Annotated in this window: 17 protein-coding genes; 10 read left to right on the top strand and 7 right to left on the bottom strand. The window is 65.0% G+C overall.

Going from position 1 to position 18,915, the window contains the following annotated elements:
• Nucleotides 1-7 precede the first annotated feature (7 nt).
• Nucleotides 8-1,012: an ABC transporter substrate-binding protein gene (locus tag ACT5M9_RS17500; RefSeq protein ID WP_457980082.1), complete on the bottom strand. Its 1,005-nt coding sequence runs from the start codon at nucleotides 1,010-1,012 to the stop codon at nucleotides 8-10.
• A gap of 403 nt (nucleotides 1,013-1,415) precedes the next feature.
• Between ACT5M9_RS17500 and nrdD the strand changes: the two genes are divergently transcribed.
• The 4 genes from nrdD to ACT5M9_RS17520 all read left to right on the top strand — a co-directional run bounded on the left by nrdD (nucleotide 1,416) and on the right by ACT5M9_RS17520 (nucleotide 4,926).
• A complete protein-coding gene (nrdD, locus tag ACT5M9_RS17505; RefSeq protein ID WP_457980080.1) occupies nucleotides 1,416-3,533 on the top strand; it encodes an anaerobic ribonucleoside-triphosphate reductase in 2,118 nt (705 codons plus the stop codon).
• A 90-nt stretch (nucleotides 3,534-3,623) separates the two neighbouring features.
• Nucleotides 3,624-4,133: an anaerobic ribonucleoside-triphosphate reductase-activating protein gene (nrdG, locus tag ACT5M9_RS17510; protein ID WP_457980078.1), complete on the top strand. Its 510-nt coding sequence runs from the start codon at nucleotides 3,624-3,626 to the stop codon at nucleotides 4,131-4,133.
• 56 nt (nucleotides 4,134-4,189) lie between these two features.
• On the top strand, nucleotides 4,190-4,360 hold the full coding sequence (locus tag ACT5M9_RS17515) for a YqaE/Pmp3 family membrane protein (protein ID WP_041993510.1): 171 nt from the start codon (nucleotides 4,190-4,192) through the stop codon (nucleotides 4,358-4,360).
• Between the two features lie 155 nt (nucleotides 4,361-4,515).
• Nucleotides 4,516-4,926, top strand: coding sequence for an energy transducer TonB (locus ACT5M9_RS17520; protein ID WP_457980077.1), 411 nt, complete (start codon nucleotides 4,516-4,518; stop codon nucleotides 4,924-4,926).
• A 68-nt stretch (nucleotides 4,927-4,994) separates the two neighbouring features.
• Here the strand turns inward: ACT5M9_RS17520 and ACT5M9_RS17525 are convergent, their stop codons facing one another.
• The 4 genes from ACT5M9_RS17525 to slyA all read right to left on the bottom strand — a co-directional run bounded on the left by ACT5M9_RS17525 (nucleotide 4,995) and on the right by slyA (nucleotide 8,103).
• On the bottom strand, nucleotides 4,995-5,354 hold the full coding sequence (locus ACT5M9_RS17525) for an MliC family protein (RefSeq protein ID WP_438550178.1): 360 nt from the start codon (nucleotides 5,352-5,354) through the stop codon (nucleotides 4,995-4,997).
• Between the two features lie 179 nt (nucleotides 5,355-5,533).
• Nucleotides 5,534-6,571: a DUF2955 domain-containing protein gene (locus tag ACT5M9_RS17530; RefSeq protein WP_457980075.1), complete on the bottom strand. Its 1,038-nt coding sequence runs from the start codon at nucleotides 6,569-6,571 to the stop codon at nucleotides 5,534-5,536.
• A 1-nt stretch (nucleotide 6,572) separates the two neighbouring features.
• Complete coding sequence (locus ACT5M9_RS17535; RefSeq protein WP_457980073.1) at nucleotides 6,573-7,628, bottom strand: HlyD family secretion protein; 1,056 nt, start codon at nucleotides 7,626-7,628, stop codon at nucleotides 6,573-6,575.
• A gap of 1 nt (nucleotide 7,629) precedes the next feature.
• Nucleotides 7,630-8,103 carry a transcriptional regulator SlyA gene (gene slyA, locus ACT5M9_RS17540; RefSeq protein WP_438550175.1) on the bottom strand — a complete coding sequence of 158 codons (474 nt, stop codon included), beginning with the start codon at nucleotides 8,101-8,103 and terminating at the stop codon, nucleotides 7,630-7,632.
• A gap of 271 nt (nucleotides 8,104-8,374) precedes the next feature.
• Between slyA and ACT5M9_RS17545 the strand changes: the two genes are divergently transcribed.
• Genes ACT5M9_RS17545 through ACT5M9_RS17560 form a run of 4 tightly spaced genes read left to right on the top strand, consistent with a single transcriptional unit; the run spans nucleotide 8,375 to nucleotide 13,521 of the window.
• Nucleotides 8,375-9,685: a 2-hydroxycarboxylate transporter family protein gene (locus tag ACT5M9_RS17545; RefSeq protein WP_457980071.1), complete on the top strand. Its 1,311-nt coding sequence runs from the start codon at nucleotides 8,375-8,377 to the stop codon at nucleotides 9,683-9,685.
• 10 nt (nucleotides 9,686-9,695) lie between these two features.
• Nucleotides 9,696-11,246, top strand: coding sequence for an NAD-dependent malic enzyme (gene maeA / locus ACT5M9_RS17550; RefSeq protein ID WP_457980069.1), 1,551 nt, complete (start codon nucleotides 9,696-9,698; stop codon nucleotides 11,244-11,246).
• Between the two features lie 16 nt (nucleotides 11,247-11,262).
• Nucleotides 11,263-12,828: an ATP-binding protein gene (locus ACT5M9_RS17555; RefSeq protein WP_438550172.1), complete on the top strand. Its 1,566-nt coding sequence runs from the start codon at nucleotides 11,263-11,265 to the stop codon at nucleotides 12,826-12,828.
• Between the two features lie 3 nt (nucleotides 12,829-12,831).
• Nucleotides 12,832-13,521: a response regulator gene (locus tag ACT5M9_RS17560; protein WP_457980067.1), complete on the top strand. Its 690-nt coding sequence runs from the start codon at nucleotides 12,832-12,834 to the stop codon at nucleotides 13,519-13,521.
• 98 nt (nucleotides 13,522-13,619) lie between these two features.
• Here ACT5M9_RS17560 and ACT5M9_RS17565 read toward each other — a convergent pair whose 3' ends face one another.
• Nucleotides 13,620-14,519 (bottom strand): DMT family transporter, encoded by a 900-nt coding sequence (locus ACT5M9_RS17565; protein ID WP_457980066.1) that lies wholly within the window; start codon nucleotides 14,517-14,519, stop codon nucleotides 13,620-13,622.
• A gap of 95 nt (nucleotides 14,520-14,614) precedes the next feature.
• On the opposite strand from ACT5M9_RS17565, the gene ACT5M9_RS17570 reads away from it, so the two are divergent.
• Nucleotides 14,615-15,406: an AraC family transcriptional regulator gene (locus ACT5M9_RS17570; RefSeq protein ID WP_457980065.1), complete on the top strand. Its 792-nt coding sequence runs from the start codon at nucleotides 14,615-14,617 to the stop codon at nucleotides 15,404-15,406.
• A gap of 74 nt (nucleotides 15,407-15,480) precedes the next feature.
• On the opposite strand, the gene exaC is transcribed toward ACT5M9_RS17570, so the two are convergent.
• Nucleotides 15,481-16,998 carry an acetaldehyde dehydrogenase ExaC gene (gene exaC / locus ACT5M9_RS17575; RefSeq protein WP_457980063.1) on the bottom strand — a complete coding sequence of 506 codons (1,518 nt, stop codon included), beginning with the start codon at nucleotides 16,996-16,998 and terminating at the stop codon, nucleotides 15,481-15,483.
• A 233-nt stretch (nucleotides 16,999-17,231) separates the two neighbouring features.
• Here exaC and ACT5M9_RS17580 point away from each other — a divergent pair, with 233 nt between their 5' ends.
• Nucleotides 17,232-18,872 carry a sigma-54-dependent Fis family transcriptional regulator gene (locus tag ACT5M9_RS17580; RefSeq protein WP_457980061.1) on the top strand — a complete coding sequence of 547 codons (1,641 nt, stop codon included), beginning with the start codon at nucleotides 17,232-17,234 and terminating at the stop codon, nucleotides 18,870-18,872.
• The last annotated feature ends 43 nt before the right edge of the window (nucleotides 18,873-18,915 follow it).

Genomic DNA, 18,915 nt, shown 5'->3' on the forward strand with positions numbered 1-18,915 from the left:
ACAAGGTTCACTCGTGCCACTGGGCCTTGGACTGCCACTTGGGGGGTAACTCGAGTTGCCAGCGGGCCAGCTCGCCCCGGCTGAACACGTACTCCCCGCGCAGGGCGGCGCGGGGTGACAGGGCGCCCGGGGAGGTGCCCGCCAGGATGGCGTTGGCCAGCTCGGCGGCTCGCTCCCCCTGGGCGTGGCCGTTGAGCACAAGGCCGCCGATGGCCCGTCCCTTGCCTACCGAAAACTCCCAGAAGGAGAAGAGAGGGACCGGGCTGTGCTGGCTGGTCCATTCGATCACCTGCTGCTCGCTCACATGCTCGCCCCGCTCATCCACCAGGGTGTGATACAGGCCGATGAAGAGGGCCCCGTAGCCCCGCTGCCGGCTGGAGAGCACCGCCTCCTGCCAGCGCCGGTAGTCATCGAGCTGCTGGTTGTCTACCCGGGTAGTCCCCACCCGGGGCTCGCGCTGATCGCTGAACTCATCCGCAATGGCGGTGCGGGAGACCTCGCTGCGATCAAAGAGCACCAGCGCCTTGTCGAGCCCCCCCATCAGCTGGCTCATCTCGCTGATGTTGCGCTTGAGCAGGGGCCGCTCCAGCACGCCGGTGATCCTGGGGTGACCCACCAGCCCCTTGTGGCGGGGGTTCTCGTTCATGCCGAGGAAGACCACTGGGGTACCTTCGGTGGCGATGCGCCGGGCGAGGGCATTGATGGCGTTGTCGTCCCCCAGCACCACCAGATCCGGTTTGTGCTGCCGATAGGACTCCATGGCTCTGTCGGCGATCCGGGAGAGCTCCTGGCGGGGCTGGCGCTTGGTATCCATGTAGAAATGGCTGATGTGGTGAGCCCCCTTCAGGTGTTCCCTGAGACTGGCGCTGTAGCTCTGATCCCACAGGTTGGCGGGATGATAGCTGCTGATCACCAGGATCTCGGCCGCCCGAAGCGGCAGCGGCAACAACAGCGCGAGCAGTAGCATCACCTTGATCACATGGATTTCCCCCTGGCAGGACACTGCACCCATTATGTGCGCTTTGCCCGGCGGATGCCTCGGTCAATTGTTGTCGGATGGTGCCATCTCTTCGTCCGTCACCGGATCCGGCGCCAGCCCGCACCCCGTCTGGAGTTGGCTTTGAAGGGGTCTTTTGACGCTGGTCGTGAACTGCGCCACTCCTTCCAAAACCTGACATGGATCAAGAAACAGGGTGTCGCTTTGGTGCCTAATAGACACCACATATAGGGCTTCATTAGTGTTTTTATCCCTACATGTTGTGTTATCAAGCTGTGCATAAGTCGTTTTCTCCCCAGTGTCAGCCCAGGCGCCAAGCCTCGGCTGCCTTTATTTGCGCCGAGGACAGAGCGTGGGGGAGGGAACCTAACAGGGTGAGCCAAGGGCGATAGCCAGGCCTTTAATGCGGGGAAGAGAGATGAAACCGGTTGTGATAAAACGTGATGGATGTCGCGCACCATTCAATGCCCAACTGATCGCCGAGGCGGTGAGCCGGGCGGCGGCCGCGGTCAGTCAGGCCAACCCGGCCCTGGGGGAGCGGGTTGCCAGCGCCGTCAGCCTGGAGCTGGAGGGGCGGGCCGAGGTGGACATCCACGAGATCCAGAACCGGGTCGAGAATCATCTGATGGCCTCAGACGACAAGGCCATTGCCCGCGCCTACATCGAATATCGCCACGACCGGGATCTGGCCCGGGAGGCCCGCGGCCGCCTGGCCCAGGAGATCCGCGGCCTGGTGGAGCAGACCAACGCGGCCCTGCTCAACGAGAACGCCAACAAGGATTCCAAGGTGATCCCGACCCAGCGCGACCTGCTGGCCGGCATCGTCGCCAAGCACTACGCCACCAGCCACATGCTGCCGCGCGAGGTGGTGCAGGCCCACGAGAGCGGCGATCTGCACTTCCACGATCTCGACTACTCCCCCTTCTTCCCCATGTTCAACTGCATGCTGATCGACCTGCAGGGCATGCTGACCCACGGCTTCAAGATGGGCAACGCGGAGATCGACACCCCGAAATCTATCAGCACCGCCACCGCAGTGACCGCCCAGATCATCGCCCAGGTGGCGAGCCACATCTATGGCGGCACCACCATCAACCGCATCGACGAGGTGCTGGCGCCCTATGTGACCATCAGCTGGCAGAAGCACAGGGAAGTGGCCGAGGAATGGGGCATTGCGGACGTGGACGCCTACGCCATGGCCCGCACCGAGAAGGAGTGTCACGACGCCTTCCAGTCTCTGGAATACGAAGTGAATACCCTGCACACCGCCAACGGCCAGACCCCCTTCGTCACCTTCGGCTTCGGCCTGGGTGACAGCTGGGAGTCCCGCCTCATCCAGCGCGCCATCCTCGGCAACCGCATCGCGGGTCTCGGCAAGAACAAGAAGACCGCCGTGTTCCCGAAACTGGTGTTCGCCATCAAGGACGGCCTCAATCACAAGGCCGGGGATCCCAACTACGACATCAAGCAGCTGGCGCTGGAGTGTGCTTCCAAGCGGATGTACCCGGACATCCTGAACTACGACCAGGTGGTCAAGGTGACCGGCTCCTTCAAGACCCCCATGGGCTGCCGCTCCTTCCTCGGCGCCTACGAGGAGAACGGCGAGCTCATCCACGAGGGGCGCAACAATATCGGGGTGGTGAGCCTGAACCTGCCGCGCATCGCCCTGAAATCCCGGGACGAGGCAGATTTCTGGGACCGGCTGGACGCCGCCCTGCGGGTCGCCAAGACGGCGCTCATGTATCGCATTAAGCGCCTCGACGGCGTCAAGGCGCGGGTCGCCCCCATCCTCTACATGGAAGGGGCCTGCGGGGTGCGCTTGAAGGCCGATGACAACGTCAGCGAGATCTTCAAGCACGGCCGCGCCTCCATCTCCCTCGGTTACATAGGGGTACACGAGACCATCAACGCCCTGTTCGGCACCCAGACTCACCTGTTCGACAGCGAGGCGCTGCGTGAGAAGGCCGTCGCCATCATAGCCCGGCTGCGGGCCGCGACCGACGAGTGGAAGGAGGAGACCGGCTACGGCTTCAGCCTCTACTCCACCCCGAGCGAGAACCTCTGCACCCGCTTCTGCCGCATCGACGCCAAGGAGTTCGGGGTGGTGGCCGGGGTGACCGACAAGGGTTACTACACCAACAGCTTCCACCTGGATGTGGAGAAGCAGGTGAACCCCTATGACAAGCTGGACTTCGAGGCGGCCTATCCGCCGATAGCGAATGGTGGCTTCATTTGCTACGGGGAGTATCCCAATATCCAGCACAACCTGGAGGCGCTGGAGAACGTCTGGGACTACAGCTACGACAAGGTGCCCTACTACGGCACCAACACCCCCATCGACGAGTGCTACGACTGCGGCTTCACCGGCGAGTTCGCCTGTACCTCCAAGGGCTTCACCTGCCCGCGCTGCGGCAACCACGATCCCGCCAAGGTGTCGGTGACTCGCCGGGTCTGCGGCTATCTCGGCAGCCCGGATGCGCGCCCCTTCAACGCGGGCAAGCAGGAAGAGGTCAAGCGCCGGGTCAAGCATATGTAAGCCAGGCGGCTAAGCGATGAGATGGCTCCTGAGGATAGGGAGCCATTTTTATTGGCGGACCGAGTGCCCGTGATGGGGTGAGGAGAGAAGATGCATTATCACCAGTACTACCCGGTCGATGTGATCAACGGCCCGGGTACCCGCGCCACCCTGTTCGTGTCGGGCTGCGAGCACCAGTGTCCCGGCTGCTACAACCAGAGCACCTGGCGCCTCGACGGTGGCAAGCCGTTCGATGAGACGATGAACGATCGCATAGTGGCGGATCTCAACGACACGCGTATCAAGCGGCGCGGGTTGTCGCTCTCTGGCGGCGATCCGCTCCACCCCGCCAACGTGCCTTTTGTGTTGGCACTGGTGAAACGGGTGCGTGCCGAGTGCCCAGGCAAGGACATCTGGTGCTGGACCGGCTATCAGCTCAGGGATCTCAGTCCGGCCCAGCGGGAGCTGGTAGCCTTGCTGGACGTGCTGGTGGACGGCAAGTTCGAGAAGGGGCTGGCGGATCCGGGTCTGCTCTGGCGTGGTAGCAGCAATCAGCAGATCCATGACCTCAACGGTTGGCGAAAAACCGGGGAGCGGATCCCCTGTCTGGTTTGCAGTTGAGGCCAAGGCTGTTTATGGTTAGGCCAAGCCCGAACCATCTTTGACGAGGAACCTCGATGAACAATCTGCTCAAGATCCTGCTGGCCATCTTCCTGCCCCCGGTCTGCGCCTTTATCCAGGTCGGTTTCAGCCTGCATTTTCTGATCAACATAGTGCTGACTCTGCTCGGCGGCCTGCCCGGCATGGTGCACGCACTCTGGCTGGTGGTGACCGACAAGCGCGCCTGATTGAGCCTCCGCCATTAACACAGGCCAACCTCAGGGTTGGCCTTTTTGTTGCCCGCCAGATGGGTGCTTCCCGAACGGGGCTCTCTGTCTCACAATCCCGACCGGGATAGACGGCCGTTCAAGGATCCGATCGGTCATGACACAAGGAGGGTGGAATGCGTTTGTATCTCTTGTTGCTGGGGGTCGTGCTCGGCCTGCTGGGGGGTTGTGCCAGCCCCGGCCCCGCCGTGAAGCTGAACCAGCCGCCGCGGGATGTCCCCATGGATGAGCTCTGCCTCTACTGGGTTCAGGAGGAGGAGGTGACGACATTCAGGGTCCCCACCAAGGGGCGGATGACCGAGCCGGTGGAGGGCTATGTGGATATTCGCTACCTCATCGACTCCAACGGCAATCTGTTCAGCCCACAGATCCTGGCGGCAGAGCCCGCCGGCGTGCTGGAGATAGCGGCCCTGACGGCCCTGTCTAAGATGCGTTATCGGGTCGCGGAGCAGAACCCGGATGCCATCCCGGTGCAGGTGGTGAGGCGCTTCAGCCTCAAGGCCGAGGCATCCTGGGAAATGCGATAAGAAGTGCAATGACAAACACCCCGGCCTGGCCGGGGTGTTCTGTTGGGGGGGACCGGGATGGGCGGGCCTCACTGCTCCTTGCAGTCGTTGTAGCGGCTCTGCCACTCGCCGGCCTGATCCCGCATCTCCACGAAGCCTTCCTTGCCCTTGTTCCACCAGACCACCTCGTGATCGTCGGTATAGCGGGCGCCGGAGGCGGAGACCGCCTGGGGCAGGGTGTAATCCTTGCCATCCGGCAGGGCCAGCTTGACGAAGTTCAGGCTCTCGTCCGAGAGAGAGAAGTAGCGAACCTGAATTTTTTGATTCTGCTCGCACAGATAGGTGACGGTGTCGCCACCGGTGACGCCCAGTTTGCCGGCACTGAATTCGCAGCCGCTGAGCAGGGTCAGTGACCCCATGGCCAGCAGGCCGAGTTTGGCGTATTTCATCCTGGATCCTTAATCGGTTTCATATGGCCTTGAGCCTAACAGGCTGGGGGGTGACTGCAACCCCTCAGTGACGGGGTGCGTCGGGATGCGTCAGCCCGAGGCGGGCCGGGAGGGAAAAAGAAACGCCCCGGTAGGCATAGCGGGGCGAAAAGGCGCACATCCTTGCGCTGCAGAAAGGGTCAATGGCCGAAACGGGTCGCCTCGAAGTGGTTCAGCAGGCGATGGATCAGATAACAGGTCAGCAGGGTGGCGACGATGGCAAACAAGATGCTGCTCACCCGGTAGAGGGCGCTGAACACCAGATCGTTGCCCGGGGTCAGGTACTGGCCAAACAGGATGCCGAGGGTGGTGAGGGCGCCGAAGCCGACGCCGGAGCCGCTGGCCTCCTTCACATGAGCGTGGCTGAACAGCATGGCGCCGAGCCAGAGCAGCGGGGTCACCAGCAGCAGTTGACCGGACCAGTCATAGAGCAGCAGCTGGCCGATGAGCCCGAAGCTCACCCCCAGCAGGGTGCCCATGGCCCGCTTGCGGGCGTAGTCGAGGGCGCCGTTCCAGTGCATGGGAAACAGCAGCAGGAGCGTGGTGGCCTGGGCGGACATGGAGTCACGCAGGTCAAACAGCTGGAACACCAGGAACGACAGGGTGGCGATGCTGGCGCCGAGCAGGGCCTCGTGGCGCATCCGGTGTGGCGCCTTGGGGGAGGCGGCCGGCTTGGGGCGCGGCTCCACGTCCGGCAGCAGGGCCGTCATCAGGTAGGCGATGAGCACGGAGAGCACGCTGGCCCAGAGGTTGCTGAAGATCAGGTCGTTCAGATCCGTCTGCGGGTAGCTGGCGAAGTGCAGCATGATGCTGAGGCTGAGCACGCCGTTGGCGCCGAACAGGAACAGGCTGCCCCTCGACATGGCGGCGAAGCGATAGAGGAACAGCAGGAAGACGATGGGCAGCATCAGGCCGGGGTGGCTGCCGAACAGGCCGCCCAGCAGCCCCACTTCCAGCCCGCACATCACGGCGGCGGCGATGAGCTGGCGGGCGGCGTGACCGTTCATCACCGGCACCATGCCGAGCAGCAGCATGGGGGTGACGGTGAAGAAGACCCCATAATTCCAGCCAAAAGTCTTGCAGAGCAAGAAGCCCAGGGTGCTGCCGAAGGCGATGCGTAGGCACTGGCGCAACTCGTTGGTGGTGAGGGGCCTGTGCCAGAGGTTGGTGGTCACCATATCAGTAGATGTAGTGCAGCAGGCTGAGCAGACGGATCTGGCTGCGGGCGAACAGGGCGCTCAGTGCGTTGTCCGGCAGCAGCTGGACGGTGGCGCGGGCGCCGGCCGGTAGGTGGGCGGGCAACTGCTCCAGGGCCAGGTGCAGGCGCAGACGCTGGGCGTCGCGCACCCAGCGATCCGACTCGACGGGGTTAGCCAACAGGCCGTTGGCGTCGAACTGACCGGCGCTGACCCCGGCATCCAGGCTGGAGACGCGGGCGGGGTAGAGGCTACCTGGCTCGCCATCGAAGGCGATGAGCGCCTGGCTGCCGGGGCCTATGTGGCGCAGGCTCTTCTCGCGAAAATCGGCGATGACATCCACCTGCTCCGAGACCAGGGCCAGCAGGGGGGCACCCGCCGTGGCCACGCTGCCCGGCTTGAGCTGCAGGTTGGTGATGATGCCATCCTGGCTCGCATGAACCTGGCTGTAGGTGAGATTCAGCTCGGCTTGGGCGAGGCGGTTGCGGGCCTGGCGCAGCAACAGGTTGTCATCGCCGGGCAGCCCCCGGTTGACGCGAGCTTGCTCCATGCGAGCCTGGCTCGCCAGCAGGTTGGCCTGGGCGGTGCGGGCGGCGCTGTCTGCGTCATCCTTTTGCTGCTCGGAGACCATGCGGCGACCATAGAGGGCATCGATGCGGGCGGCTTCCCGCTGCTTCTGGGCGGTCTGGGTCTGCAGGGAGCTGTACTCGGCGCTGGCGGCGCTCAGGGTCGCGTCCAGCTGGCGGTTCTGCTGCTGGGCCTGATCCAGGGCGAGGCGAGCCTGCTCCACGGCGAGCTGGAAGGGAACGGGATCCAGGGTGAACAGCAGGTCCCCCTGCTTGACGTGCTGGTTGTTGGTGACCGCCACCTCGACCACCTTGCCGCTGACCTGGGGCGCCATCTTGGTGACGACCCGGGTGGCCATGGCTTGCGGTGTCAGCGGCATCTTGATGTCGGCCAGCAGGAAGTAACCAAATACCAGCACGAAGCAGGCGCTGGCCCATTTGATCCAGCGCTTGAATTGTTGATCCGGGGTCATCTTATTCTCTCTCTTCGTTCTGGGTGGCTATCTTGTCGAGGGCGTTGGCACTGATGCGGTGCACTATGTCTTCAAACTGCGCCAGCTCCTGCTGGCTGATGCCGGCGAGCAGCTCCCGGCGGATCACCATGATGCGATCCTCTATCTGGTCCAGCAGCGCCTTGCCGGCCGGCGTCAGGGTGACGATGCGGGCCCGCTTGTCCTGGCTGCAGCAGTGACGCTCGACCAGCCCCTGCTCCTCCAGCTGACCCAGGGTGCGCATCAGGGAGGGCAGTTCTATCTCTAGGGCTTCCGCCAGCGCCTTCTGGCCGAGGTGACCACCGCGCTGACAGAGTTTCCACAGGGCGGTCCAGCGAGGGTGGGTCAGGCCGAGGGGGGCGAGTTCGAGATCGGCCACGGTACGCCACAGCCGGTGCAGCCGCCCCAATCGTTCGGCGAGCGACAACTCCCGCAGCATCTCCAGATCGTTTTCCATTTCTTGTCCCTCACTTACTTAGCCTGCTAAGCATTATATTTATTTCGCAGGCTAAGTAAATAGTGTGATACAGGTCACGTTAAGGTTCTCGTCGGCAAAACGTGTTAGGCGTGCCGATGGGAGGGGGGCGGGATGGCTGCGGTGAGGGGGATAACGGCGCCCAATGGTGCTTAAGGTTTCAATGTTTTTATATGGCTTTGTAAGCCTGCTAACCGACAGGGGAGGGAGGGATCATTAGAGTGGCGCCACACCACAATGCTGGAGCATAACAATGAAAAACCTCTCTACTCCTCAACTGCAAGCCAAGGCGGCCTGGAGCGATCAGCAGATTGCCGGCATGCCCATGATGATCTTCCTCGGGCTCGCCACCTGCGTCCTATTCTCGGGTTGGAACGGCTCCCTGCCGCTCGGCATGGTCGGCGCCCTGGCCCTGATGTTCGTGCTCGGCACCCTGCTGACCGAACTCGGCGAACGCATTCCCCCCATCCGCGAATACCTGGGGGGCGGCACCATACTCGCCATCTTCGGCGGTGCCGCCCTGTTCGAATACGGGGTCATGCCGGCGGCGGCGGGCCAGGTCATCACGAACTTCATGAAGGAGGGGGGCTTCCTGAACTTCTTCATCGCGAGCCTGGTGACCGGCTCTGTGTTCGGCATGAGTGGCACCTTGCTCAAGAATGCCGCCATGCGCTACCTGCCGGTGATCCTGGGTGGGGTGGTGCTGGCGCTGGTCAGCGTCGGCCTGGTGGGCACTCTGCTGGGTTACGGCTTCAAGAACGCCGTGCTGCTCATCGGCCTGCCCATCATGGGCGGCGGCATGGGGGCCGGCGCCGTGCCCCTGGTGGAGATCCTCTCCGGCCCCCTGCAGATGTCGAGCGCGGATCTGCTGTCGCGCATGGTCCCCGCCGTGGTTATCGCCAACACCCTGGCCATACTGGTGGGCTCCCTGCTGGCGCGCCTCGGTCGCCGCTATCCCTCCCTCACCGGCAACGGCAAGCTGATGATCAAAGAGGGTGTTGAGAACGTGGCGGAGGAGAAGGTGCAGGCACCGACCCTGGAGAGCCTGGGGCTCGGCCTCTTCATCAGCTCCAGCATGTTCGTGCTGGGCTCCTTGCTCGGCAACTTCATCCCCATGCACCCCTTCGCCCTGATGATACTGGCGGTGGCCATCATCAAGGTGAGCGGCCTGCTGCCGCGCCGCTACGAGCAGGCGGCCGCGGACTGGTACCAGTTCGTGGTGAGCAACCTCACCCCCTCCCTGCTGGTGGGCATCGGCGTCGCCTACACCAGCATCCCTGAGCTCATCGGCGCCTTCTCCGTCAACTACTTCATCATGGTGCTGACCACAGTAGTGGGGGGCGCCCTGGGGGCGGCCATCGTCGGGCGGATGATCGGCTTCTATCCCATCGAGGCGGCCCTCACCGGCGGCCTGTGCATGGCCAACATGGGGGGCACCGGCGACGTGGCCGTGCTGTCGGCGGCCCAGCGCATGAAGCTGATGCCCTTCGCCCAGATATCTTCCCGTCTCGGGGGCGCCTTCATGTTGATCCTGGCCACCCTCATCATCTCCCTGCTGGCATAAGGAACAAGACATGAACGACATCATGATGGGCACCAGCTTGCCCTATGCGGAGCGCAAGCGTCAGGGCCTGATGGGGCGCATGCCCCACAAGGAGGAGTCCCTCTCCCAGCAGCGTCGCCGCATCTACCGATTGGTCAGCGCCATGCAGAGCCCCTTCGATCAGCATCTGCTGCTGCGCCAGTTGCAGGAGGACAACCCTGTGTTGTTCTACGATCTCGTGCGCCACCACCTGCCGGAGCTCTTGCCCATCATCTATACCCCGGTAGTGGGGGAGGCGTGCCAGCGCCACAGCGATCTCTACCTGCGCAGCCACGGCCTCTATCTCTCCTGGCACGACAGGGACGAGCTGGACGACATCTTCGCGGCGGTGGAGCAGGAGGTGGATGTCATCGTCATCTCCGACGGGGAGCGGGTGCTGGGGCTCGGGGATCTCGGCATCGGCGGCATGGGGATCTGCATCGGCAAGCTGGCGCTCTACAGTGCCGCTGGCGGCATCAACCCGGCGCGCACCCTGCCCCTGTGCGTGGACGTGGGCACCAACAACCCTGAGCTGCTGGAGGATGACTCTTACCTCGGCTGGCAGGCCCCCCGGGTGGACGGGGAGGCCTACTACAACTTCATGGACAAGGTGGTGGCGGCCATTCGTCGGCGCTGGCCCCAGGTGGTGCTGCAGTTCGAGGACTTCGCCGGCAAGCACGCCGCGAACCTGCTGGCTCGCTACCGGGACGAGCTCTGCATGTTCAACGACGACATCCAGGGCACGGCGGCGGTCGCCTCGGCCTGCGTGCTGGCGGGGCTGCAGCAGGCGGACAGCACGCTTGCGCAGACCCCGGTGCTGATCGTCGGCGCTGGCTCGGCGGGCTGCGGCATCGCCGCCATGCTGGCCCAGCTCGCGGGTAGCCCGGAGCGGGTCTGGCTGTTCGATCAATTCGGTCTGGTGTGCCGGGATCGCGCCGGCCTGACCCTCACCCAGCAGCCCTTCGCCCGCGCGCCGGCAGAGGCTTGCGGTTCCCTGCCCGAGCTTATCCGCCAGCTCAGGCCCGGGGTGCTGATCGGGGTGAGCGGCCAGGGGGGCCTGTTCACCGATGAGGTGCTGACGGCCATGGGGGAGGTGTGCGAGCGGCCGGTGATCCTGCCGCTCTCCAACCCGACCCGCAGCGCCGAGGCGACCCCGGAGCAGGTGTGGCAGGCCACCGGTGGGCGCGCCCTGCTCGCCACCGGCAGCCCCTTCCCGCCTGTGGTGGTGCAAGGGGAGGCGAGGATCGTCTCCCAGTGCAACAACGTCTACGTGTTCCCCGGCATCGGCCTCGGCGCCTGTGCCGTCAAGGCGCGGCGGATCAGCGACGGCATGCTGCAGGCGGCGGTGCGGGCGGTGGGGGCCTATCCACTCACTCCTGGCCGTTTGCTGCCTCCCATCGAGCAGGTGGGGGAGGTGGCTCGCGCCGTGGCGAGGGCCGTGGCGCTCTGTGCCCGCGAGGAGGGGCTGGCAGATTTCGAGGGTGATCCCGCGCCTTTGATTGACCAGACCTGGTGGCGCCCGCACTATTGGTCCGCCTCCTGAGCTTCAAGGTAACTAGATGAAACTGCGCCACCAATTCGTCGCCCTCTCCCTCGGCCTGTCGTTGCTGCTGATCCTGATCCTGGGAGGGCTGCTCGCCCTCTTCATCCGCCACCTGCTGGAGAATACCCTGGAGGAGAAGGGGGGCGATCTGGCGCGGGTGCTGGCGGCGGACACCCGGGTGGTGCAGGCTCTGCAACTGGGGCGGGATCCCGGCCTGCGGGACTATGTGGAAGGGGTGCGGCTGCGCACCGATGCCGCCTACATGGTGGTGACGGACGAGCACGCCAGGCGCCTGAGCCACCCTTCCCCCGAACTCATCGGCCAGATCTTCCGCGGGGAGGATATCTGGCCGGCCATCCGGGAGCTGCAGAGCTACTGCTCCAAGGATGTGGGCACCCTGGGGCCGGCCATCCGCTGCTTCTCCCCCGTGGTCGGCTCCGATGGGCGCGCCCTCGGCGCCGTGGCGGTGGGTTACCTGATGCAGACGGTGGAGAGCATCTATCTGGAGCGCATCGCCCTGCTCATCAGCGCCATCGGTGCCGTGCTGGGTTGCGGCCTGCTGCTGGCGTTCTGGCTGCAACACCTGCTAAGGCGCACCCTGCTGGATCTGGAGCCTGAGACCATAGTCAACCGCTTTGCCCAGCAGGATCTGGTGCTGGAGGGGATCTCCGAGGGCATAGTGGCCCTGGATGGTCAGTTCAGGATCAAGATGCTCAACAGCGCCGCGTTTTATCAGCTGCGGCTGCCGGGCACCGGTCGTCACGCCCTGCTGGGGCAGTCCCTCGCCGAGCTGGCACCGACCATGCTGCCGGCCCTGAGCCAGCAGGGGAGCGTGCAGTTCACCGTGCAGGGGGAGGACTTCGTCGGCCACTGGCAGGAGCTCAATGGCCGGGAGCCAGGGCGCATGCTCATCTTCAGCAGGCCTGACGGCACCGGCAGTCTGGGGGTACAGGTGACCCATTTGCGCCAGTACGCCGAGATGCTGCGGATCCAGACCCACGAGTTCGCCAACAAGCTCAGCAGCCTGTCAGGCCTGCTGCAGCTCGGCCACGTGGAGCAGGCGGTGGAGCTCATCCAGCAGGAGAACGAGGCGTGCCAGAACATGCTGCAGGATCTGCTGCGGGCGGTGGAGAACAAGCCGGTGGCCGGTCTCATCCTCGGCAAGTTCAGCCGGGCGCGGGAGCTGGGGGTCGAACTGGTGCTGGACTCCGGCTCGGCCCTCGGGGAGTACCCGGCGGAGGTGTCGGCGGATCTCATCACCTGCATCGGCAACCTGCTGGACAACGGCATTCGCGCCGCCTGGGCCAATCGCCAGCAGCGGGAACCCAGGGTGCTCCTCTCCCTCGATGACTTCGGCCGGCGGCTGGTGATCGAGGTGGAGGACAGCGGCGAGGGGGTGGACGAGGCGCTGGCGGATCACCTGTTTGACTACGGGGTGAGCCGGCAGACCGGAGATCATGGCGTAGGTCTCTTTCTGGTCAAGAAGACCGTGGCTCGTCGTGGGGGTGTGATAGAATGGCGACGCACCGCCGAACAGACCACATTGTTTGGTATCTATTTGAATAAAAACCAATTGGTGTGAGTCATGAAGCCAATCTTCACGCTTATTATCGAGGACGACGAGCGGATCGGCGCCATCCTTGGCGAGCTGGTCGGATCGACCGCGGGTTACTCCTTGCTGGGGCGGGCCGAGAGCCTGGCCCAGGCCGATCTCATGCTGCGCGCCACCGAGCCTCAACTGCTGATCGTCGACATCTCCCTGCCCGATGGCTCCGGGCTGGAGTGGGTCAACCGGCTGCGCAACCACAACCGGGAGGTCTTCGTGGTCATGGTCACCGCCTCCTGCGACGTGGAGACCATACAGCAGGCCCTGAACCTGGGGGTACAGGACTACATCATCAAGCCGCTGCGGCTGTTCCGCATCCAGCAGAGCCTGGACGAGATCCTCACCCTGCATCGCCGTCTGTGCGAGCGCGGCCTGCTGGAGCAGAGCGATCTGGACCGGCTGATGGGCAAACGGGTCCCGCCGAGGGAGATGCGCGACACCCCCAAGGGTATAGACGCCATCACCCTGCGCCAGGTGCTGGAGCTGCTGGCGGGGGAGCCGGATACCTCCTTCTCCACCGATGCGGTGGCCCTGCGCCTGTCCCTCAGCCGCACCACGGCGCGCCGCTATCTGGAGTTTCTGGAGTCTGAAGACAAGCTGGACGTGGATCTCAACTACGGTCAGCGCGGCCGGCCGGAGCGGCGTTATCACTGGCGCCGGGTGAGCTAGCCGCTTTGGAAGTAAAGAAACAACAAGGGAGCCGAGGCTCCCTTGTTGTTTTGGCGTCTTGCACTGCCTTGAATTATCCCGGTGGCGGATATCACTGCCTAGGCTTCTTCCAGCAGGGGCGTGCGTCTGCGCGCCTTGATCTGTGAGCACATGACTCCGCCGAGGATGAGGCCGCCGCCGAGCAGGTGGTAGCCGTGAATGGGTTCCCCCAGGCTGGTGACGGCGATCATGGCGGTGAACAGGGGGATCAGGTTCATGAACACCGAGGTGCGCTCGGCCCCGAGGCAGGCCAGGCCGCGCATCCAGCAGTAGGCCGCCAGCAGGGAGGAGGCGATGCCGGCGAACAGCACCATGCTCCAGCCCTCTCGCGGCACCACCAGGGAGTCGGCGGACAGGGCGACCGGGATGAGCAGCAGCACCGCCAGCAGGATCTGCACATAGAGGTTGAGCCAGGGGCCGAACGGCAACTGCCAGCGGCGGATCAGCAGGCCATAGAGCGCATAGCTGGCGGCCCCCAGCAGCATCATGCCATCCCCCGGGTTGATGCCGTTGTGGAGCAGCGCCAAGGGCTGGCCCTGGCTCAGCAGCCAGAAGACCCCGAACAGGGAGACGCTCATGCCGGCGATCGCCTGTTTGCCGGGCTTCTGCCCGAAGAAGCAGGCGCCGATCAGCAGGGTCAGCAGCGGCAGCAATGAGCCGATGACCCCCATGTTGGTGGCCGAGGTGCTGTGGGCGGCGTAGTAGGCGAGGCACTGATAGAGCACCATGCCGAGCAGGGAGAGCACCAGCAGCTTGCCGAGCCAGGGGCGGAACTCGGCGCGGCGGCGCCAGAGCTGGGGCAGGCAGAACGGTGACAGGGCCAGGGCGGCCAGCACCCAGCGGTAGAACGAGATGGCTGCGGGATCGACCACCCCGGCGGCGGCCTTGGAGACCACGGTATTGGTGGCCCAGATCAGCACCGCCATCAGGGGGAAGAGGAGGGGGGAGAAGAGTCGCATGGAAGGCTCCTTGTTATCAGGTGCCCAGTCTACCCTTGTCTTTCTATCCTCAAGTAACGTAAAACTGACAATCTATCCCGCAGAAAGGACAACCCATGACCCTGCCTCCTTATCAGCGTCAGGATGCGGCCCTGGCCGAACCCAATCCCCTCTACCTGCGTTATCAGCAGATCCAGGCCGACAGCGCCTGCGCCCCCCACAGCCATCCCTGGGGCCAGCTCAGCATGATAAGCCTGGGCGTGATGGAGATAGTGCTGGACGACCAGCGGCTGGTGGCGCCGGCGGACTACCTCATCTGGGTGCCCGCCAATCTGGAGCACGCCTCCTACAACCAGCAGGCGCTCGCCTACACCTCCATCTATGTGAACCAACCCCTGGCCGCCCGCCTGCCCGCCGAACCCAGGCTGCTGGAGATGACGCCGCTGATCCGCGCCCTGCTGGCGGATTTTTGCGAGCGCAAACTGGGCCACATGGAGAACGACTGGGACAGGCGCCAGGCCGAGCTGCTCATCGAGAAGCTGGCCCACACCCGCTGTCAGGAGAGCTACCTGCCCATGAGTCAGGACAAGCTGCTGGCCCCCATGCTGGCGGCCCTGCGCAGCGACCCGGCCGACGCGCGCACTCTGGCCCAGTGGGCCGAGCAGTTGCACAGCACAGAGCGTACCCTGGCCCGGCGCTGCGTGCGGGAGCTCGGCATGAACTTCGGTCAGTGGCGGGGGCGGCTGCGGCTGTTGAAGGCCCTGGCCTGGCTCAAGGGGGAGCTCTCCATCCAGGAGATAGGCTGGCGCCTCGGCTATGGCTCCACCTCCGCCTTCATCGCCATGTTCAATCGGGAGCTGGGCTGCTCCCCCCAGCGCTATCGCCAGCAGCTGGGCATTGAACGCTAGGAGATAGAGCGGCCAGGAGCGGCTGGGATCAAGAAAGGGCGCCAACAGGCGCCCTTGTTCTGTCAACCCCCCTATCAGAAGAAGCCGAGGGGGTTGATGTCGTGGCTTATCAGCAGGTTTTTGGTGTTCTGGTAGTGGTCCAGCATCATCTTGTGGGTCTCGCGGCCGATCCCCGATTTCTTGTAACCGCCGAAGGCCGCGTGAGCCGGGTAGGCGTGGTAGCAGTTGATCCAGACCCGGCCGGCCTGGATGCCGCGGCCCATGCGCCAGGCCAGGTTGTTGTCCCGGGTCCACAGACCCGCTCCCAGTCCGTACTGGGTGTCGTTCGCGATGGCCAGGGCCTCCGCCTCGTCCTTGAAGGTGGTGACCCCGAGCGCCGGACCGAAGATCTCCTCCTGGAACACCCGCATCCTGTTCTGGCCGTGGAAGATGGTGGGCTGGATGTAGAAACCCCCCTCCAGCCCGCTCACCCGGGCGGCGTTGCCGCCGATCAGCATTTTCGCCCCCTCGCCGCGGCCAATCTCCATGTAGCTCAGTATCTTGTCGTACTGCTCGCGGGAGACCTGAGCCCCCACCTGGGTCGTTGTGTCGAGGGGGTTGCCCTGCACTATGGTGCGGGCACGGGCCAGCACGCGGTCCATAAAGTCGTCATAGATGCTCGCCTGAACCAGGGCGCGGGAGGGGCAGGTGCACACCTCCCCCTGGTTGAAGAAGGTCATCAGCATGCCCTCCACCGCCTTGTCGATGTACTGGCTCTCGTGCTGCATCACGTCGGCGAAGTAGATGTTGGGGGACTTGCCGCCCAGCTCTACGGTGGAGGGGATCAACTTCTCGGCGGCGCAGCGCAGTATATGGGCGCCAATTTCGGTCGAACCGGTGAAGGCGAGCTTCTGGATCCGGTCGCTGGTGGCCAGGGCCTGCCCCGCCTCGTTGCCATAACCGTTGACTACGTTGACCACGCCGGGGGGCAGCAGGTCCTGGATGAGATCCATCAGCATCATGATGGTGACCGGGGTCTGCTCGGCGGGTTTGAGCACGCTGCAACAGCCCGCCGCCAACACTGGGGCCAGCTTCCAGGCCGCCATCAGCAGGGGGAAGTTCCAGGGGATGATCTGGCCGACCACGCCGATGGGCTCCTTGAAGTGGTAGCTGACGGTATTCTGATCCAGTTCGGCGGCGGAGCCCTCCTGGGCGCGGATGCAGCCGGCGAAGTAGCGGAAGTGATCCACCACCAGGGGGAGATCCGCGGCCAGGGTCTCGCGCACCGCCTTGCCGTTCTCCCAGGTCTCGGCGACGGCGAGGCGCTCTATGTTCTGCTCGATGCGATCGGCGATGCGCAGCAGCAGGTTGCTGCGCTCGGTGACGCTGGTCTTGCTCCAGGCGGGGAAGGCCTTGTGAGCCGCATCCAGGGCGAGTTCGATGTCGGCGGCATCGGAGCGGGCCACCTCGCAGAACACCCGGCCATCCACGGGGGAGACATTCTCGAAGTAGCGTCCGGCGCGGGGGGCCACCCAGTCGCCACCGATGAAGTTGTCGTAACGGGACTTGAAGTTGACCAGGGCGCCTGCCTGGCCGGGAGCTGTGTAGATCATCGCATTATCCTTGTGTGTGGTCCTGGCCGGTCCGACGGGGAGCCGGTTGCCTGCTGGCTATCGCAAGGGTCGTGCCACTGGGTCTGACCAGAGGCGGGAAAGTTACAAAAACGTTATCAAAAGAGACGCGGCGGCGTATCTTGATTAACCGGAAAACTCGAACTTGCCGGGGGAGCTGTGCCGTTTCTGGACAGTTGACCTCGCTACCGTATCGTTTGTGAACAGGAGGCCAGATGCGCGAATCCCCCATGTCCAGCCCCATCCAACGCTCCTGGCAGCGTTGCCTGCACCAGGGGCTCAGCCGCCAGCAGAGTGCCGAGCTGGATCTCCTGCCCCAGGGGGAGCTGTCGGCCCGGCTGGAGGCGAGCCGTGAGCTCATCGCCTGTTTCCAGCGCTTCGTGCTGCCCCTGTTTGCCCAGCTGCTGGCGGGGCGTCCCTGTCGGTTGCTGCTGTGCGACGGCGAGGGGGCCATACTGGCCGCCAGCGGGGATGAGGGGTTCGCTCGCCACGCCGAGCGCATCTTCCTGCGCAGCGGCGCCCGCTGGGGGGAGGCGAGCAAGGGCACCAACGCCATCGGCACCGCCCTGGCCGAGCGGAGCGAGGTGCAGGTGCTGGGGGCCCAGCACTTCTTCGCCCAGCACAGCGGCCTCAGTTGCAGCGCCTGCCCCCTGCTCGGGCCGGACGGTTCCCTGCACGGGGTGCTCGACATCTCCACCGATGCGGCCCACCACGACGGCGACATGCTGGGGACGGTGCGACTGCTGGCCATGACCCTGGAGAATGCCCTGCTGGTGCGCAAGGGGGGCTGGCTGGTGGATCTCGAGCCCCAGAGCCTCTGGTCGGCCCGCCTGCTGCTGGGGGAGTCGGGGGAGTTGCTCGGTGCCAACCGGGCGGGGCGGCTCTGGCTCGGCCAGCACCCCTTCGATGGCCGGCAGTTGCTGCGGGAGGGGCGCGGGCTGCGGCTGGAAGTACCGACCGAGCCCCGCGATGTCGCCATCCCCCCTGCCGACGCCGTGCCCCTCAAGATGCTGGAGCGGGGCATCCCCTTGCTCGTCGAGGGGGAGACTGGCAGCGGCAAGGAGCACCTGGTGCGCGCGCTCCATCGCCAGTCGAGTCGCAGGGACAAGCCCCTGGTGTGCGTCAACTGCGGCGCCCTGCCGGCGGATCTGGTGGAGGCCGAGCTGTTCGGCTACGTGGGTGGCGCCTTCAGCGGTGCCCGCAGCCAGGGCAGTCAGGGTTACCTGAGGGCGGCCCATGGCGGCATCCTGATGCTGGACGAGATAGGCGAGCTGCCCCTGCCCGCCCAGACCCGGCTGCTGCGAGTGCTGCAGGAGCGAACCGTCACCCCCCTTGGCAGCCACAGGCCGGAAGCGGTGGATTTCTGGCTGGTGAGCGCGAGCCACCGGGGTCTGGCGGCCATGGTGCAGGCCGGGGACTTCCGGGAGGACCTCTATTACCGCATCAGCGGCTGGCGCCAATGGGTGGCGCCGCTGCGCGAGCGCCCCCATGCCGAGCGCTGCGCCCTGATGGGGCGGCTGATCGGCGAGATGGATGCCTCCCTGCGCCTGGATGATGCGGCGCTTCGGCTATTGCTGGCCCACCCGCTGCCCGGCAACGTGCGTCAGCTCAAGCAGGTGCTGGAGGTGGCCTGCGTGCTGGCGGAGGGGCAGGGCGCGATCACCCCGGTCCACCTGCATCTGCCCGAGGCGGCACCGGGTGCCGGGGTCATGGCACCGAAGACCAGTCTGCGCAGCCAGAGCCGGCGACAGGCGCAGCAGACCCTGGCGGCCTGCGGGGGCAATCTGAGCGAGGCGGCGCGCCGTCTCGGGATCAGTCGCACCACCCTCTACCGGTTGTTGAAAGAGGGGGGATGAGGGCGTTGTCAGTCAGGGTGAGGCTTGTGTAGACTGGTCGCCA

It is taken from the genome of Aeromonas sp. AE23HZ002T15, assembly GCF_054165525.2.

Coding starts and splice junctions, on each gene's coding strand:
- ACT5M9_RS17500 (WP_457980082.1), bottom strand. CDS start 1,012: ATGGGTGCAGTGTCCTGCCAGGGGGAAATCCATGTGATCAAGGTGATG.
- nrdD (WP_457980080.1), top strand. CDS start 1,416: ATGAAACCGGTTGTGATAAAACGTGATGGATGTCGCGCACCATTCAAT.
- nrdG (WP_457980078.1), top strand. CDS start 3,624: ATGCATTATCACCAGTACTACCCGGTCGATGTGATCAACGGCCCGGGT.
- ACT5M9_RS17515 (WP_041993510.1), top strand. CDS start 4,190: ATGAACAATCTGCTCAAGATCCTGCTGGCCATCTTCCTGCCCCCGGTC.
- ACT5M9_RS17520 (WP_457980077.1), top strand. CDS start 4,516: ATGCGTTTGTATCTCTTGTTGCTGGGGGTCGTGCTCGGCCTGCTGGGG.
- ACT5M9_RS17525 (WP_438550178.1), bottom strand. CDS start 5,354: ATGAAATACGCCAAACTCGGCCTGCTGGCCATGGGGTCACTGACCCTG.
- ACT5M9_RS17530 (WP_457980075.1), bottom strand. CDS start 6,571: ATGGTGACCACCAACCTCTGGCACAGGCCCCTCACCACCAACGAGTTG.
- ACT5M9_RS17535 (WP_457980073.1), bottom strand. CDS start 7,628: ATGACCCCGGATCAACAATTCAAGCGCTGGATCAAATGGGCCAGCGCC.
- slyA (WP_438550175.1), bottom strand. CDS start 8,103: ATGGAAAACGATCTGGAGATGCTGCGGGAGTTGTCGCTCGCCGAACGA.
- ACT5M9_RS17545 (WP_457980071.1), top strand. CDS start 8,375: ATGAAAAACCTCTCTACTCCTCAACTGCAAGCCAAGGCGGCCTGGAGC.
- maeA (WP_457980069.1), top strand. CDS start 9,696: ATGAACGACATCATGATGGGCACCAGCTTGCCCTATGCGGAGCGCAAG.
- ACT5M9_RS17555 (WP_438550172.1), top strand. CDS start 11,263: ATGAAACTGCGCCACCAATTCGTCGCCCTCTCCCTCGGCCTGTCGTTG.
- ACT5M9_RS17560 (WP_457980067.1), top strand. CDS start 12,832: ATGAAGCCAATCTTCACGCTTATTATCGAGGACGACGAGCGGATCGGC.
- ACT5M9_RS17565 (WP_457980066.1), bottom strand. CDS start 14,519: ATGCGACTCTTCTCCCCCCTCCTCTTCCCCCTGATGGCGGTGCTGATC.
- ACT5M9_RS17570 (WP_457980065.1), top strand. CDS start 14,615: ATGACCCTGCCTCCTTATCAGCGTCAGGATGCGGCCCTGGCCGAACCC.
- exaC (WP_457980063.1), bottom strand. CDS start 16,998: ATGATCTACACAGCTCCCGGCCAGGCAGGCGCCCTGGTCAACTTCAAG.
- ACT5M9_RS17580 (WP_457980061.1), top strand. CDS start 17,232: ATGCGCGAATCCCCCATGTCCAGCCCCATCCAACGCTCCTGGCAGCGT.